At 73.2% G+C, this 16,633-nt stretch carries 13 protein-coding genes; 6 read left to right on the top strand and 7 right to left on the bottom strand.

Translation table 11 applies throughout. From position 1 onward, the window contains the following. Positions 1-4: 4 nt before the first annotated feature. From N0B34_RS14430 to N0B34_RS14420, 3 genes are all read left to right on the top strand, one after another. On the top strand, positions 5-1,786 hold the full coding sequence (locus N0B34_RS14430; protein WP_263732114.1) for a glycoside hydrolase family 35 protein: 1,782 nt from the start codon (positions 5-7) through the stop codon (positions 1,784-1,786). A 63-nt stretch (positions 1,787-1,849) separates the two neighbouring features. After that, a complete protein-coding gene (locus N0B34_RS14425; RefSeq protein ID WP_263732113.1) occupies positions 1,850-3,796 on the top strand; it encodes a beta-galactosidase in 1,947 nt (648 codons plus the stop codon). A gap of 92 nt (positions 3,797-3,888) precedes the next feature. Further along, positions 3,889-4,752, top strand: coding sequence for an alpha/beta fold hydrolase (locus N0B34_RS14420; protein WP_263732112.1), 864 nt, complete (start codon positions 3,889-3,891; stop codon positions 4,750-4,752). 29 nt (positions 4,753-4,781) lie between these two features. On the opposite strand, the gene N0B34_RS14415 is transcribed toward N0B34_RS14420, so the two are convergent. The 5 genes from N0B34_RS14415 to N0B34_RS14395 form a co-directional block, all read right to left on the bottom strand. Further along, a complete protein-coding gene (locus N0B34_RS14415; RefSeq protein WP_263732111.1) occupies positions 4,782-5,705 on the bottom strand; it encodes an ABC transporter permease in 924 nt (307 codons plus the stop codon). Next, entirely contained in the window at positions 5,705-6,643 is a 939-nt protein-coding gene (locus N0B34_RS14410; protein ID WP_263732110.1) for an ABC transporter permease, read from the bottom strand. Before N0B34_RS14410 ends, N0B34_RS14415 begins: the two co-directional genes overlap by 1 nt. Continuing rightward, the gene (locus N0B34_RS14405; RefSeq protein ID WP_263732109.1) at positions 6,640-7,782 is read right to left on the bottom strand and encodes an ABC transporter ATP-binding protein; all 1,143 of its coding nucleotides are present in this window, start codon (positions 7,780-7,782) and stop codon (positions 6,640-6,642) included. The genes N0B34_RS14410 and N0B34_RS14405 overlap by 4 nt, the downstream gene beginning before the upstream one ends. A gap of 2 nt (positions 7,783-7,784) precedes the next feature. Next, the gene (locus tag N0B34_RS14400; RefSeq protein ID WP_263732108.1) at positions 7,785-9,020 is read right to left on the bottom strand and encodes an extracellular solute-binding protein; all 1,236 of its coding nucleotides are present in this window, start codon (positions 9,018-9,020) and stop codon (positions 7,785-7,787) included. A 69-nt stretch (positions 9,021-9,089) separates the two neighbouring features. Further along, a complete protein-coding gene (locus N0B34_RS14395) occupies positions 9,090-10,103 on the bottom strand; it encodes a LacI family DNA-binding transcriptional regulator (RefSeq protein ID WP_263732107.1) in 1,014 nt (337 codons plus the stop codon). A 231-nt stretch (positions 10,104-10,334) separates the two neighbouring features. Here N0B34_RS14395 and N0B34_RS14390 point away from each other — a divergent pair, with 231 nt between their 5' ends. From N0B34_RS14390 to N0B34_RS14380, 3 genes are read left to right on the top strand one after another with little or no spacing between them, the layout of a single operon-like run. Continuing rightward, positions 10,335-11,861 carry a UxaA family hydrolase gene (locus N0B34_RS14390; RefSeq protein WP_263732106.1) on the top strand — a complete coding sequence of 509 codons (1,527 nt, stop codon included), beginning with the start codon at positions 10,335-10,337 and terminating at the stop codon, positions 11,859-11,861. Positions 11,862-11,912: 51 nt separating this feature from the next. Beyond that, entirely contained in the window at positions 11,913-13,334 is a 1,422-nt protein-coding gene (gene uxaC, locus N0B34_RS14385; RefSeq protein ID WP_263732105.1) for a glucuronate isomerase, read from the top strand. Then, positions 13,331-14,704, top strand: a complete 1,374-nt coding sequence (locus N0B34_RS14380) for a mannitol dehydrogenase family protein (RefSeq protein WP_263732104.1) — start codon at positions 13,331-13,333, stop codon at positions 14,702-14,704. The genes uxaC and N0B34_RS14380 overlap by 4 nt, the downstream gene beginning before the upstream one ends. Before the next feature lie 91 nt (positions 14,705-14,795). Here the strand turns inward: N0B34_RS14380 and N0B34_RS14375 are convergent, their stop codons facing one another. Together N0B34_RS14375 and N0B34_RS14370 are read right to left on the bottom strand one after the other, a co-directional pair. Continuing rightward, the gene (locus N0B34_RS14375) at positions 14,796-15,320 is read right to left on the bottom strand and encodes a hypothetical protein (protein WP_263732103.1); all 525 of its coding nucleotides are present in this window, start codon (positions 15,318-15,320) and stop codon (positions 14,796-14,798) included. Further along, positions 15,317-16,579: an ArsB/NhaD family transporter gene (locus tag N0B34_RS14370; protein ID WP_263732102.1), complete on the bottom strand. Its 1,263-nt coding sequence runs from the start codon at positions 16,577-16,579 to the stop codon at positions 15,317-15,319. Before N0B34_RS14370 ends, N0B34_RS14375 begins: the two co-directional genes overlap by 4 nt. Positions 16,580-16,633: the final 54 nt, after the last annotated feature.

Below are 16,633 nucleotides of genomic sequence, written 5' to 3'. Positions count from 1 at the left end.
ACCCGTGCCCACGTTCACCATCGGCGACGCCGACTTCCTGCTCGACGGCAGCCCCGTCCGGCTGCTGTCCGGCGCGCTGCACTACCCCCGGATCCACCCGGGGCAGTGGCGGGACCGCATCGTCAAGGCCCGTCAGCTGGGGCTGAACACCATCGAGACCTACGTCTTCTGGAACGAGCACAGCCCCGAGCCGGACGTGTTCGACACCTCCGGCCGCCTCGACCTGGTGCGGTTCTTGCAGCTCGTCGCCGACGAGGGCATGCACGCGATCGTCCGGCCCGGGCCGTACGCCTGTGCCGAGTGGGACAACGGCGGCCTGCCGGCATGGCTGACGTCGGACCCGCAGGTGGGCCTGCGCCGGTCCGAGCCGCACTACCTCAAGGCCGTGACCGAGTACCTGCACCGGGTGTACGACCTGGTCGCACCGCTGCAGGTGGACCGCGGCGGGCCGGTGGTGCTGGTGCAGGTGGAGAACGAGTACGGCGCCTACGGGGACGACGCGGACTACCTGCAGGCGCTGGTGGACGTGACCCGCGACGCCGGGATCGCCGTCCCGCTGATCACCGTCGACCAGCCCGAGCCGCAGATGCTGGAGCGCGGTTCGCTGCCGACGCTGCACCGCACCGGCTCGTTCGGCGGCCGCGCGGCCGAGCGCCTGGCCACCCTGCGGCAGCACCAGCCGACCGGTCCGCTGATGTGCAGCGAGTTCTGGTGCGGCTGGTTCGACCACTGGGGCGACCGGCACCACACCGCGCCGCCGGACGCCTCCGCCGCCGAGCTGGACGCGATCCTGTCCGCCGGCGCCTCCGTGAACGTCTACATGGTGCACGGCGGCACCAGCTTCGGGCTGACGTCAGGCGCCAACGACAAGGGCGTCTACCAGCCGACCGTCACCAGCTACGACTACGACGCCCCGCTCGACGAGGCGGGGAACCCCACCGCCAAGTTCTGGGCGTTCCGCGAGGTGATCGCGCGGTACGCGCCGGTGCCCGACGACGTGCCCGCGCCGGCCGTCCCGGCACCCGAGCTCAGCGTGCCCCTGCGCCCGGTCGCCCCGCTGCGGACCGCCGCCGAGGCCGTCGCCCCCTGGCTGGTGGTCGACGCCGACCAGGACGCGCCGCCGACGTTCGACCAGCTGCGCCACTGGCGGGGCCTGGCGTTCCAGCGCGCGTGGCTGCCGACGGCCGCCACCGAGCGCGTGCTCGCGGTCGGCGAGGTGCGCGACCGCGTTCAGGTGTGGCTGGACGGCCGGCCCGTCGGCGTGCTGGCGCGCGACCACCACGACCGGACGCTGGTGCTTCCCGCCGGTGGTGGCGAGCTGCTGCTGCTGGTCGAGGACCAGGGACGCGTCGGCTACGGGCCGCGGCTCGGCGAGGTCAAGGGCGTGCTGGGGCCCGTGACGGTCGGCGGGGTGCCGGTGCGCGGGTGGCAGTCGCTGGTGGTGGAGCACGACGCGCTCGCGGCCGCGGTGGCGGCGCAGGCGGTGGATGACGACGAGGCGCCGGTGGCCGACCTCGCGGGCCCCGTGCTGGCGCACGCCGCGTTCACCCTCGACGAGCCCGCCGACGACCTGTTCCTCGACACCACCGGCTGGGGCAAGGGCTTGGCCTGGGTCAACGGCTGGCCGCTCGGCAGGTACTGGAGCCGCGGACCGCAGCACACCCTGTACGTCCCGGCGCCGGCCACCCGTGCCGGCCGCAACGACCTGGTGGTGCTGGAGCTGGGGATCGCGGCGCCCGTCGCGCGGTTCGTCGCCCGTCCCGACCTGGGCCACACGGAGGCCTGACCCCACCCTTTCCCCGCCCCCCGAGGGCCCGCAGACCTGAACCACGCACGAGGAGACACACGCATGGAGCTCACCCCCCGCCGCCTGCGGTTCGGCGGCGACTACAACCCGGAGCAGTGGCCGTCCGACGTCTGGGACGAGGACGTCACGCTGATGAAGCAGGCCGGTGTCACCACCGCCACCGTCGCCGTGTTCGCGTGGGCGCGCCTCGAGCCGTACCCGGGGCTGTACGACACCGCGTGGCTGGACGACGTGCTCGACCGGCTGCACGCCGGCGGGGTGCGCGTGCTGCTGGCCACCGCCACCGCGTCCCCGCCGGTATGGCTGGCACGGGACTTCCCGGACACGCTGCCCGTCACCGAGAACGGGGTGCGGCTCGAGTTCGGCTCGCGGCAGCAGTACAGCCCCGCGTCGGCGACGTACCGCGAGCACGCGCTGCGGCTGGTCGAGATGCTGGCGCAGCGGTACGGCGAGCACCCCGCGGTCGAGGGCTGGCACGTGAACAACGAGTACGGCTGCCACGTGCCGTACTCGTACGACGAGGAGTCGGCGGCGGCGTTCCGCACCTGGTTGCAGGCGCGGTACGGGACCGTCGAGGAGCTGAACCGGGCGTGGGGCACCGCGTTCTGGTCGCAGCTGTACACGTCGTTCGACCAGGTGGAGCCGCCGCGCGCCGCGCCGACGTTCCGCAACCCCACCCAGCTGCTCGACTGGGACCGGTTCGGCTCGGACACGCTGCTGGCCCTGCACCGCGCCGAGCTCGAGGTGCTGCGCCGGGTCACCCCCGACCTGCCGGTGACCACCAACTTCATGGGGTTCTTCCCGCACACCGACTACTGGGCCTGGGCGCCGCACGTCGACGTCGTGTCCGACGACGCCTACCCGGACCCGGCGGATCCGCGCGCCCACATCCGGCTGGCCGCGCAGCGCGACCTGGTGCGCTCGTTGCGTGCCGGCCAGCCGTGGCTGCTGATGGAGTCCGCCCCGTCGGCGGTGAACTGGCGCGGGCGGAACCTGCCGAAGGCGCCGGGTCTGCACCGCGTGCACTCGCTGCAGGCCGTCGCGCGCGGTGCGGACGGCGTGCTGCACTTCCAGTGGCGGCAGGCGGAGGCCGGTGCCGAGAAGTTCCACTCGGCGCTGGTGCCGCACGCCGGCCCGGACTCGCGGTTGTTCCGCGAGTCGGTCGCGCTCGGCGCGGAGCTCGCCGCACTGTCCGACGACGTGGTCGGCACGCGGGTGCCGGCGCGCGTGGCGATGGTGTTCGACTGGGACTCCTGGCACGCGCTGTCCCAGCCGGCGGTGCCCGCCACGATCGACTACGTCGACACGTTCCTGTCCTGGTACGCGCCCTTCCTGCGGCGCGGCGTGACGGTGGACCTGCTGCCGCACGACGCCGACGCGGCCCGGCTGGCGGCGTACGACCTGGTGGTCGCGCCTGCGCTGCACGTCGCGGCGGACGACGACCTCGCGGCGCTCGACGCGTACGTCCGCGGTGGCGGCCACCTGGTGGTCACCTACCTGTCCGCCGTGCTGGACCCGGACCTGCACGCCCGGCTGGGCGGCTACCTCGGCGCGCTGCGCGACACGCTCGGCGTGCGGGTCACCGAGATCGCGCCGGCCGGAGGCGCCGTCGCGCTCGTCGGTGACGTGACCGGCGCCGCGGGGGAGTGGAACGACGCCGTCGAGGTGTCCACCGCCCGGGTGGTGGCCGCGTACGCCGACGGGTTCGCCGCCGGTGACCCCGCGGTGACGCGCAACGAGCACGGCGCCGGCGTCGGCTGGTACGTCGGCACCCAGCCCTCCGTGGCGCTGCTGGACGAGCTGGCGCAGCGCTGGCTCGACGAGGCGGGCGTGCCCGCGCTGCTGACCGAGCCGGTCGACGGTGTGGAAGCGGTGGTGCGAGGCGGCCTGCTGTTCGTGGTCAACCACACCGGTGAGGCGGTCGACGTGCCGCTGACCAGCGGCATCGTGCACGTGCCCGCCCGGGACGTGGTGATCCGCCCGGTCTGACCGCCGCGCCGCGATGAGCGGGCTCGGTCGGGCCGGTCTACGTCCGGTGGGGCGATGCACACGGCGCCGTCCCACCGGACGCAGGAGGCACGATGCCGTCGACGGTCGGCTCGGTACGGGTGCAGGACGGCGTCACGCTCGGCGTCGAGCAGCTGGGGGACCCGGCAGCACCGCTCGTGCTGCTGACCGGCGGCCCGACGATGCTCTCGTGGCCGGACGCCGTCTGCGAGGCCCTCGCTCGCGGCGGGCGCCGGGTGGTGCGCTACGACCTGCGCGACGCCGGCGCGTCGACCAGCGTCGACCCGCAGGCGCCCGCGTACACGCTGCGGGACCTCGCCGCCGACGCGGCCGCGCTCGCCCGTGAGCTCGACGACCGGCCGGCGCACCTCGCCGGCATCGGCATCGGCGGGATGGTCGCGCAGGTGGCCGCCCTCGCCCACCCGGACGCCTTCCGCGCCCTGACGCTCGTCGGGACCCGGCCGGTCGCGCCGGGCCCGCCCGACGACGACCTGCCGGACCACGACGCCGCGACGACCACGCGACGGCTCTCGCTCCCGGTGCCCGACTGGTCGGACCGCGCGGCCGTCACGGAGTTCGCCGCGGCCCGCGCCGCCGTCCTCGGCGACGACCCGGACGCCGCGCGGGCGACCGCCGGGCGCATCTTCGACCGGGCGGCCAGCACGGAGCCTGCCGTCCAGCTCGCCAACCACCTCGGCACGGTCTTCGCCCGGCTCGACTGCCGACCGCGCTGGCGCGAGCGGCTCCCGGAGCTGGCGGTCCCGGCGCTCGTGGTGCACGGGCGCCGGGACCGGTTCTTCCCCGTGGGCAACGGCGAGGCGCTCGCGCGCGACATCCCCGGCGCCCGGCTGCTCGTGCTGGACGAGGTCGCGACGGCCCTCCCCGATGCCGTCGCCGACCAGGTCGCCGCCGCGATGCTCGCGCTCGACCCTGCGTGACCCCTCAGTCCTCGCGGACCGCCCGCACGCTAGTCCTCGCGGGTCTCCCGCACCCGGGCCACCAGCTGCGTCGGGCTGACGAACCGCAGCGCCACGATCAGGATCAGCATCATCGTCGCGGTGTAGACGACGGCCATCGCCGAGATCAGCTGCCGCGCCTCGCCGCCACCCGCGGCCGTCATGGCCCGGTAGATCGCCACGACCAGCGTGTCCGACCCCGGCCCGGACACCAGGAACGTCAGGTCGAACATGCCGACCGTCCGGACCAGCACCAGGATCGCCGAGGCCAGCACGCCGGGCACCAGCAGGGGGAACAGGATCTTGGTGAACACCTGCCGCATGCGGGCGCCGGACATGCGCGCCGCGGCCTCGATGCTCGGGTTGATCTGCTCGATGAACGGCGTCATGGTCATGATCACGAAGGGCACGGACGGCACCAGGTTGACCAGGATCACCGCGGTGATCGTCCGGGCCAGCCCCAGGTTGTACATGACGGTGGCCAGCGGGATGCCGTAGGTGATCGGCGGCATCAGCACGGGCAGCAGGAACAGCAGGGTGACCAGCCGCTTGAGCGGGAAGCTGCGTCGGGCCAGCAGGTAGGCGGCCGGCACGCCGACCACCACCGAGACGACGATCACGGCGAGGGCGACGCCCAGGGTCACGCCGATGATCTGCGTCATCCCGTACTGGTCCCACGCACCGGCGTACCAGCTGGTGCTCCAGCTCTCCGGCAGCCAGCCACGGAACCACGACTTGCCGAACGAGTCGACGACGACGCTGACCAGGATGCCGATCAGCAGGACGAAGAACGCCGCGGTGGCGGCCCACACCACCCACGTGGTGGGGGAGGCGACCAGCGACCGTTCGCCGGGCACCCGTGCGGCGTCCCGCGGCTTGACCTTCTTGGACGGCACCGGGTCGAGGCCGGGTGTCACCACGGTCTGGGCGGCCATCAGCCCTTCCCTCCGGTCGAGCCCTTGTAGAGGAACGACCTCCACAGCAGCACCAGGGCGATCACCAGCAGCTCGACCACGCCCATCATCAGCGCGATGGTCGAGGCCATCGGGTAGTCCGTCTGCTCGCCGAACGCCCGGTACGCCATCAGCGCCATCACGCGGGTGGCGCCGCTCGCGTCACCGACCAGGCGGGCCGACGGGAACACGCTGAACGCGAGGACGAACGTGAGGATGAACGTCGTGGCGAGCCCCGGCGCCAGCAGGGGCAGCACCACCCGGCGGAACCGCTGACCCCACCCTGCGCCCATCGTCTTCGCCGCCGCCTCGATCGACGGGTCGATGCCGGACAGGTACGACGAGATGAGCAGGAACGCGAACGGGAACCCCGAGATCACCAGCGACAGGAACACGCCGACGTAGTTGTTCACCAGGTGCAACGGGTCGTGGATCACGCCGATCTGGATGAGGAACCGGTTCAGCCACCCCTGCCGGCCGGCGAAGATCAGCAGCCCCTGGGCGGTCAGCACCGTGCCGAGCGTGATGGGCAGCACCAGCAGGGTGGTCAGCAGCTTCTTGCCGCGGAACCGCTTGCGCAGCTTGAACGCCATCGGCACGGAGGCCAGCACGTTGAACAGGGCGGCGGGCAGCGCCAGGCGCATGGTCAGCCAGACGGAGTTGAAGACGAAGGGGTCGGAGAAGAACGCCAGGTAGTTGGCGAGCACCCCGCCGCCCCACTGCTGCTGCGTGGCCGGGGTCGGCTGGAACGTCAGCCCGATGCCGTAGGAGAACGGGTAGACGAACAGCCCGATGGCGATCACCAGCGCCGGCAGCAGCATCAGCAGCGACACGTCGACACCGCGCTCGGCGAGCCGGTGCCGCAGGCTGGCCGTCGAGCGGGTCCGCCCGCGCGGCCGCCCGATCGTCGAGGCCGTCACCGCCGGACCTCGAGCAGCTCGTTCTCCTCGGCTGAGAGCTCCGCCGCCGGCTCCAGCGCCAGCGGGTAGACGAGGACGCGGGACGGGTCCGCCGTCAGCTCCACCGTGCTGCCGACGGCCGGGGCGTGGTCGGACCGCACGTGCAGCAGCTGCCCGCCGGGGGTGGTGACGCCGACGGCGAACTCGCGGCCGTGGTACTCCACCACCGAGACCGTCGCCCTGGCGCTGTTGCCGCCGCGCACCGGCAGCGACGGCGAGACGACCACGAGGTCCTCGGGCCGGATCGCCGCCCGCACCGCTGTGCCGGGCACGACCGCACCCACGGCGGTGCCGTGCAGCACGATCCCGTTGCCGGCCACCGTCACGGCCGGACCCGCGACCGACGCGACGTCGAGGTCCACCAGGTTCCGGTAGCCCATGAAGTCGGCCACGTGCCAGTTCGCCGGGTGGTTGTGCAGCTCCTCGGGCGTGCCGATCTGCTGCACCCGCCCTTCGCGGAGCACCACCAGGCGGTCGGCCATCGACAGGGCCTCCTCCTGGTCGTGCGTCACGTAGATCGTCGTGAGCCCCAGCGACTGGTGCAGGCGGCGGATCTCGGTGCGCATCTCCAGCCGCAGCTTGGCGTCGAGGTTGGACAGCGGCTCGTCCATGAGCACCAGCCGGGGCTCCATCACCACCGCCCGGGCGATGGCCACCCGCTGCTGCTGACCGCCGGACAGCTGACCGGGCAGCTTGGTGGCGTGCTGCTCGAGCTTGACCAGGGCGATCGCCTCGGCCACGCGCCGCTTCAGCTCCGCCTTGGGCACCTTGCGCATCTGCAGCCCGAAGGCGATGTTCTTCTCCACCGTCAGGTGCGGGAACAGCGCGTAGTTCTGGAACACCATGCCGAAGTCGCGGTTCTCCGCGGCGACGGTGTCCACCCGCGTGCCGTCCACCAGGATCTGGCCGTGGGTGAGCGGGAGCAGCCCCGCGAGGCAGTTCAGCGCCGTGGACTTCCCGCAGCCCGACGGCCCGAGCAGGGCGATGAACTCGCCCGCCCGGACCGTCAGGTCGAGGCCCACCAGCGCGTCCACGCCACCGAAGCTGCGACCGACTCCTCGGAGCTCGAGGGACTGGAACTTGCTGGCAGTGGTCGTCATGGTTACTTCGCCTTGAACTTCCCGGAGCCGACCTCGCGGTCCCAGATGTCGAACGCCTTGACCATCTGGTCCGGGGTGAGCGGCACGGCCTTGGGCATCTTGTCGATCAGGGCGTCGTACCAGTCACGGCCGAAGTCCCTGATGGTCTGCTGGCTCTTGGCGGGGGCCTTGTCGAGCGTGGCGCCCTTCACGGCGGGCCCGGGGTAGAAGTACCCGGTGTCGTAGGCCATCGCGTTGACCTCGGGCGTCAGCATGTACTGCAGCAGGTTGAGGATCGCCGAGACCTTGTCGGCGCTCTGGCCCTTGGGGATCACGGCGTAGTGCGCGTCGGTCACCCACGTGAAGCTGTCGAACGGCGCCGCGGCGATCGTCTTCGGCTCCTGGCCCAGGGCACGGGGGTTGATGTCCCAGCCCGTGGTGGTGGGCACCATGGCCCACGTGCCGTCGGCCATGTTCGAGATCACCTGGCCGGTGCCGGTCGGGTAGGTGCTGATGGTCGAGCCCAGGTCCTTCAGGTAGGCCCACGTCTTGTCCCAGCCGTTGACCGGGTCCGTCGGGTCCTTGTCGCCGAGCATGTACGGCAGGCCCATCAGGAAGGTGCGGCCCGGGCCGGAGTTGGCCGGGCGGGCGTAGCCGAACTTGCCGGGGTGGGCCTTGGCCCACGCGAGCAGCGCCTCCGGCGTCTTCGGGACGTCGGTCACCACAGCGGGGTCGTACTGCAGCAGCGGGCCCGACGGGTAGTACGTGGTCACCACGCCGAAGCCCTGCGCCAGCTCCTGCATCTTGGCGGCCGGGTCGAGGTAGTTCTTCATGTTGGACAGCTGGGTCGCGTAGTCCTTGGCGATCGGCATCCACAGGTTCTGCCCGATGCCGGCCGACAGACCGTCGGTGCCGGTCATCACCAGGTCGACCTTGAGGTTCTTGCTGTCGACCTGCGGCTTGATGGTGCCGACCAGGTCCGGCGCGCCGGCGCTCTCCCACTTGACCGAGCTGATGATGTCCGGGTGCGCCTTGACGAAGGCGTCGACCATCGGGCCGGTCAGCTTCTGGTTGCCGGCGACGTCGAGGATGTCGAGCGTCACCGGGGCGGACGGCTTGGCCGGCACCCCGCCGGCCGTGGCGGCCGCGGCGCCGGTCCCTGCCGAGGACGACCCCGTCTTCGGGGCCGCACAGGCGGTGAGTGCCAGCCCCAGGACCAGGAGCCCGGCACCGAGCCGGGCAGACGTGTGCTTTCTCATGGACAGCCTTCTCTCTGGAGTAGGCCGGGCCTCGTCGCCCGGATGCTGCCGTCGGTGTGGAACGTGCGGTCAGGCGGTGTCGCGCAGGCCCTCGCTGCTGCGCCGAGGAGCCGTGGAGTCACGCACGACCAGCTGGAACGACAGGTCGTGGTGGTGGGTGGGCGGCTGGTCGGGGTGCCGCAGCAGGGAGACGAGCACGTCCGCTCCGGCGCGCCCGCAGTTGACCAGCGGGATGCCGACGCTGGTCAGCGCCGGTGAGCTCAGGGCGGACATCGGGATGTTGTCGACGCCGACCACCGAGATGTCGTCCGGCACCCGCACACCGCGCTGCTTGAGCCGGTCGAGCAGGCCGAAGGCGACCAGGTCGTTGTACGCCAGCGCGGCACTGGCCCCGGAGGCGATGAGGAGGTCACCGGCGGCGATCCCGCCCGAGACGTAGGGCTGGAAGGAGCCGAGGTCGACGAGCTCGGTGTCCGGGTGCTCCGCGACGATGGCGCGCGCCGCGGTCAGCCGGGCCCGGTTGGACCACGAGGTGGCCGGGCCGCCGACGTACGCGATGGTGCGGTGGCCGAGGGCCCGCAGGTGCTCCAGGGCCAGCCGGACGCCCTCGAGGTTGTCGATCAGCACGGCGGGCAAGGAGCCGCAGCGCCGGTTGACCAGCACCAGCGTGGTCTCGGCGGCGAGCGCGGCCAGCACGTCGTCGGGGGAGCGCGGCGAGCACATCACCACGCCGTCGACCGTGCGGGACATCTCCCGGACCAGGTCCGCCTCCTGCGAGGGGTCCTCGTCGGAGTCGGCGATCACCACGCCGTAGCCGGCCGCACGGGCCCGGGCCTGCACGCCCTTGGTCACCGAGGAGAAGAACGGGTTCTCCAGGTCCGGGACGATCAGCCCGATCGTGCCGGTGCGTCCGGTGATCAGGCCCCGGGCGGCCGGGTTCGGACGGTAGCCGAGCATGCGGGCCGTCTCGAGCACCTTCGCCAACGTCTCGGGGGCGAGGTCGTCCGGCCGCGAGAGGGCCCGCGACACGGTGGAGACGGACACGCCGGCCACCCGGGCCACGTCCCGCGCGCTGACCGCCACAGGCTCACCTCCGTTGGTGCCTCCCGCCACGGGTGTGGCTGCGCCGAGTATGCAAACGTGTTCATCGTCACGTCAAGAGGTGGGCGTCCAGCGACGCCCGAAACGTGATCTCCCTGGGCGTCCGCTGATGAAGAGCCAGGTCAAAGGCCAATATGGTCGCAAGGCGCGGATCCGGTGCTACGTTCGCCGCTGTTGCACAACATGCGCATCGTGTTTCAACGAGGAGACGCCATGGCAGCGGATCGACTCCTGGTCCTGCGTCCGGACGACGACGTCGCGATCGCCACCGCCGACCTGCCGGCGGGGACCCGCCTCACGGTCGGGGGCACCACGCTGGTGCTGCCGCGCGACGTGCCGCGCAGCCACAAGGTCGCGCTGCGCGCCGTGCCGGTGGGCGGTGTCGTGCACAAGTACGGGCAGTCCATCGGCCGGGCGACGGCCGACATCGCGCCCGGCGACCACGTGCACACCCACAACCTCGGCATGGACGACACGGTCCGGGCCCACGAGTTCGGCACGGTGCACGCGCAGCTGCCGCCGGCGCCGCAGGGACGCACCTTCGACGGCTACCGCCGGGCCGACGGCCGCGCGGGCACCCGCAACTACGTCGCGATCGTCACGTCGGTGAACTGCTCGGCGTCGACCGCCAAGATGATCGCCGACCAGTTCCGCGGCCCCGCGGCCCTGGCGGCCTACCCGCACGTCGACGGCGTGATCGCGCTGACCCACGGCAGCGGCTGCGGCCTGGTGCCGGGCAGCGAGGGGGCGAACGCCCTGGTGCGGACGCTGCGCGGGTACGCGCGGCACCCCAACGTCGGCGGCGTGCTGGTGCTGGGCCTCGGCTGCGAGATGGTGCCGGTGCAGTCGCTGGTCGACGGGCTCGACCTGCCGTCGGACACGCTGGTGCACACGCTGACCATCCAGGACACCGGCGGTGTCCGGGCCACCGTGCGCGAGGGCGTGGCGCAGATCATGGCGATGCTGCCGGTGCTCGACGAACGTCGTCGGGAGCCGATCCCCGTCAGCGAGCTGGTGCTGGGCCTGAACTGCGGGGGCTCCGACGGCTACTCCGGCATCACCGCCAACCCCGCGCTGGGCCGCGCGTCCGACCTGCTGGTGGCCGCCGGCGGCACGTCGGTGCTGGCCGAGACGCCCGAGGTGTTCGGCGCCGAGCACCTGCTGACCAGGCGCGCGGTGTCCGAGCAGGTGGGGCGCACGCTGCTCGACCGGCTGGACTGGTGGCAGCGGTACGCGGCGGCGGGCGGCGGCACGCTCGACAACAACCCGTCACCGGGCAACAAGGCGGGCGGCCTGACGACGATCCTCGAGAAGTCGCTCGGCGCGGTGGCCAAGGGCGGCCAGGCCGACCTGTCGGCGGTGGTCGAGTACGCCGAGCCGATCACCAGCCGCGGGCTCGTGTTCATGGACACGCCGGGGTACGACCCGGTCTCCGTCACCGGCATCGTCGCGGGCGGCGCCACCGTCGTGTGCTTCACCACCGGCCGCGGGTCGGTGTTCGGATGCCGTCCGGCGCCCTCGATCAAGCTCGCCACCAACACCGAGATGTTCGAGCGGATGTCCGACGACATGGACGTCAACTGCGGCCGCATCGTCGACGGCACGGCCACGCTGGAGCAGGTGGGCGACGAGATCTTCGAGCGGATCATCGCCGTCGCCTCCGGGCAGGAGACGGTCAGCGAAGGCCTCGACCTCGGGCAGGAGGAGTTCGTGCCCTGGCAGCTGGGCACCGTCACCTGACCGGCGCCGTCCAGCCACCCCACCAGCCCTCCCGTGCGAAAGGCCGCACCGATGCCCACCCCCACCGCTGGCCTCGTCGTCCACCCCGACCGCCTGCTGCCCGTCGACCCGTCCGTCCGCGGCCTCGCCCGGACGCTGTACGAGGCGGTGCGTGACCTGCCGCTCGTGTCCCCGCACGGCCACGTCGACCCCCGGATGCTGCTCGACGACGTGCCGTTCCCCGACCCGGCGGCGCTGTTCGTCACCCCGGACCACTACGTGACGCGCCTGCTGCACGCGTCGGGCGTCCCGCTCGAGGACCTCGGTGTGGGCCAGGGACCGTTGGACGAGGCCGCCGCGCGGAACGTCTGGCGGCTGCTGTGCACGCACTGGTCGGTGTTCCGCGGCACGCCGGTGCGGTACTGGCTGGAGTCGGAGCTGTCGGAGCTGTTCGACGTGACCGTGCGCCCGTCAGCCGAGACGGCCGACGACATCTACGACCAGCTCGCCTCGCGGCTGGCCACGCCCGAGTACCGGCCGCGGGCCCTGTTCGACCGGTTCCGGCTCGACGTGCTGGCCACCACCGACGACCCCTGCGACGACCTGTCGGTGCACGACGCGCTGGCGGCCGACCCGACGTTCGCCGGTCGCGTCATCCCGACCTTCCGGCCGGACCGGTACCTGGAGTCCGCCGAGCCCGGGTGGGCGGAGGCCGTGCGCGGGCTGGGGTCGGTGGCGGACGTGGACACCGGCACCTACGCCGGGTGGGTCACCGCGATGGAGGCCCGGCGGCGGTACTTCGTCGAGCACGGCGCCCGGTCGGCGGACCACGCGCACGTCGACGCCGGGACGTACCCGCTAGAGCCGGCGGAGGCGGAGCGGATCTACGCCGCGGCGCTCGCGGGCACGGCGACGTCCGACGAGTCCGTCGCGCTGCGCCGCCACATGCTGCTGGAGATGGCTCGGATGGCCTGCGACGACGGCCTGACCATGACGCTGCACACCGGCGTGCTGCGCGGGCACCACACGGCGTCCAAGCTGCGGTTCGGCCCGGACACCGGCCACGACATCCCGCTGCGCGGGGACTTCACCGAACCGCTGCGGCCGCTGCTCGAGCGGTTCGGCACGCACCCGAACCTCAACCTGGTGCTGTTCACGCTGGACGAGACGGTGTTCTCCCGTGAGCTGGCGCCGCTCGCCGGCTTCTACCCGGCGGTGTACGTCGGGGCGCCGTGGTGGTTCCTCGACGCCCCCGACTCGATCCGCCGGTGGCGGTCCGCCGTCACCGAGACCATCGGCTTCTCCCGCACCGCCGGGTTCATCGACGACACGCGGGCGTTCTGCTCGATCCCCGCGCGGCACGACATGTCGCGGCGGCTGGACGCCGGGTTCCTGGCGCAGCTGGTCGCCGAGCACCGGCTCGAGGAGGACGAGGCGATGGACACCGCGATCGACCTGGTCGCCGGGCGCGCGCGCCAGGTGTTCAAGCTGTGAGCGAGCTGGTCCGCAGCACCCCGGCCCCGCCGGTGCGGCACGTGCACCTGGGGCTCGGCAACTTCTTCCGCGCCCACCAGGCCTGGTACACCGCGCACGCGAGCGACGGTGCCGAGTGGGGGATCGCGGCGTTCACCGGTCGGTCGCCGGACCTGGCCCGGGCCATGGCGGCGCAGGACGGGCTGTACACGCTGGTCACGCGCGGGCCGGAGCGGGACGAGTTCGAGGTGGTGCCCGCCGTGGCGCGGGCACATGGGGCGGACGAGCACGACGCCTGGCTCGGCTACCTCACCGACCCGGCGGTGCAGGTGGTGACGACGACGGTCACCGAGGCGGGGTACGTGCGCGACGCCGCCGGCGATCCCGACGTCGGCCGGCCGGAACTGGCCGCGGACCTCGAGACGCTCCGCCGCGACCCGACCGCGCTGGTGCGCACGGCCCCGGCGCGCCTGGTCGCGGGGCTGCTGGCTCGCCGTCGGGCGGACGCCGGGCCGCTGACCGTGGTCCCGTGCGACAACCTGCCGGACAACGGTGCCGCGGTCGCCCGGGTGCTGCTCGGCCTCGCCGAGCACGTGGACCCCGCGCTGCGGTCGTGGATCGAGGAGTCGGTCGGGTTCGCGACGACGATGGTCGACCGCATCACGCCCGAGCCCACCGCCGTCGACGTCGCGGCCGTGGCCACCGGCACGGGCGTGCAGGACCGTGCTCCCGTGGTCACCGAACCGTTCACCGAGTGGGTGCTCAGCGGGCGGTTCGCCGCCGGACGTCCCGCCTGGCAGGACGCCGGGGCGACGTTCACCACCGACGTGGCGCCGTTCGAGCAGCGCAAGCTGTGGCTGCTGAACGGGGCCCACTCGATGCTGGCCTACGCCGCGTCGCTGCGCGGGCACGTCACGGTCGCCGACGCGATGCGCGACGCGGTGTGCCGGACGTGGATCGAGGAGTGGTGGGACGCAGCCTCCCCGCACCTGACCCTCCCCGCCGCGGGCGTCGCCGCGTACCGGACGGCGCTGACCGACCGGTTCGCCAACCCGCGGATGGCGCACCGGCTCGACCAGATCGCCTTCGACGGTTCCCAGAAGCTGCCGATCCGCACCGTTCCGGTGCTGCGTCTGGAGGTCGCCGCGGGGCGGGTCCCGGTCGGCGCCGTCCGGCCCGTCGCCGCATGGGTGTGCCACCTGCGCGGGCACGGTGCGGCGGTGACGGACGCCCGCCTCGAGGAGCTGTCGCCGCTGGTCGGCGGCACGCTGCGGGACGCGGTGCAGCGAGTGCTCGGCGTGCTCGCCCCCGACCTCGCGGCCCACGCCGCGCTCGTCGATGCGGTGGTGGACCAGGCCGAGGAGCTCGAGGCCGCGACCCTTCGCGCCTGACCGACGTGCGCGCATATCCCAGCTGAGCGGTTCGCATCGAGACGAGCAGTTCGTTCTGCTCGTCTCGATGCGATGTGCTCATCTCGTCCGGCTAGTGCTGAGGGCGGGGCGCCGGCGGCAGGTCCACGCCGGCCGGGACCTCCTCCGGCCAGACGAGCAGCACCGCGCACGGCGCGTGGTCCACCACGTAGCGGGTCACCTTGCTCAGGCTGTGCGGGCCCCGTTCGGTGCGGACGCCGTCGCGCGCGCAGATCAGCAGGTCGGCACCGGCACAGGCGTCCAGCACGGCCGTCTCGGTGCGGCCGTGCAGCTGGAGCACCTCCGGGCCTGCGCCGGGGTCGCCCGCACCGCCGGACCGGTCGCCGAGCCGGGCCGCCGCCGCGGTCAGCAGACCGCTCCCCGCCTCGTCGAGCGGGTTGCCCGCACGCCCGGCACCGTGGCGGTCGTCGGCCCGTCGTCGTCCGCGGCCCATCAGGCCGAGCGGGCCGCCCTCCCACCCCGCCTCGGTGTCCTCGTCGAGCACGTGCACCAGCCGCACGTCGGTGAGCCCGAGGCCCGCCGCCGCATCGACGCACGCCTCCCAGGTGCCCTCCATCAACCAGACGACCGCCCTCATCGCACGCCTCCGATCCGCACCGACACCCACAGCGCCACCACCGCCAGCACCAGCGTCACCGGCACCGTCGCCAGGCCCAGCCGCACGAACACCGACGTGGACGGCGCCTTGCCGTGGCCGTGCAGCACCTGCCGCCACAGCAGCGTCGCCAACGACCCCACGTAGGTCAGGTTCGGGCCGATGTTCAGGCCCAGCAACGTCGCCAGCACCAGCGCGGGGGAGTGCGCCACCACCGGCACCAGCACCAGGGTCGCCGGCAGGTTGTTCAGCACGTTCGCCGCGACCGCCGCGAGCCCGGCGGCCAGCAGCAGCCCCGGCAGGTCGGCACGGGTCGGCACCAGGTGCGCCAGCCCGGTGCCGAGCGGGCCGAGCCGCACGCCCAGCACCACCACGCCGAGGGCCAGCACGAACAGCAGGAACACCGGGTTGGCGGCGTGCACCAGCCGGCGCAGCGTGGGCACGGGGGCGTGCCGCAGGTTGCGCGCCGCCAGCACCACGACGGCGACCACCGCGACCAGCGCCGGCGGCACGCCGATCGGCTCGGCGGCGGCGAACCCGACCAGCGCCGCACCCAGCACCACCAGGGCGAACACCGGCGCCGGGCCGACCTGCACCGGCGTCTCGTGCACGGGCGTGCGCAGGTCGGAGCGGAAGAACAGCCGGAAGACGACGTACTCCGCGGCCACCGTCACCACCCACGGGAGCGCCATCAGGGCGCTGAACCCGGCGAACGACAGCCCGGCGGCACCGAACGCCAGCAGGTTGGTCAGGTTCGACACCGGCAGCAGCGTCGAGGCTGAGTTCGCCAGGTGGGTGGAGGCGTAGACGCCGGGGCGGGGCCGTGCGCGGATCGCGGTGGCGGCGGCCAGCACGACGGGCGTCAGCAGCACCACGGTGGCGTCCAGGCTCAGCACCGCGGTGGTCGCCGCGGCCACCACGAACACGGCACCGAGCAGCCGCGGCGCCGAGCCGGTCGACGCCCGGGCCATCCGTTCACCGGCCCACGTGAACACCCCGTGCGCGCGGGCCTGCTCCGCCAGCGCCAGGATCGCCGCGAGGAAGCCGACGGTCGGCGCGAGCCCGGAGATCTCGTCCCACGCCGCACGCCAGGGCACCAGCCCGACCACCAGCACCAGCACCGCCGCCGGCACGGCCGCCACGGCCTCGGGGAGCCCGCGCGGGCGGCTGACGGCGAACCCGAGCACCAGGGCGAGGACGACGACGGCAGTCGTCGCGCCGAGGGCAGAGGCCGCTGTCACATCGCACACCTTCGCGGCATCTGCGGCGATCCGCACCTCCGTCCACGGCGAGCC

Source organism: Cellulomonas sp. SG140 (assembly GCF_025770785.1).
Classification (GTDB): Bacteria; Actinomycetota; Actinomycetes; order Actinomycetales; family Cellulomonadaceae; genus Cellulomonas.
The sequence above is the reverse complement of the archived record's forward strand: the minus strand, read 5'-3'. Positions and strand labels throughout refer to the sequence as shown.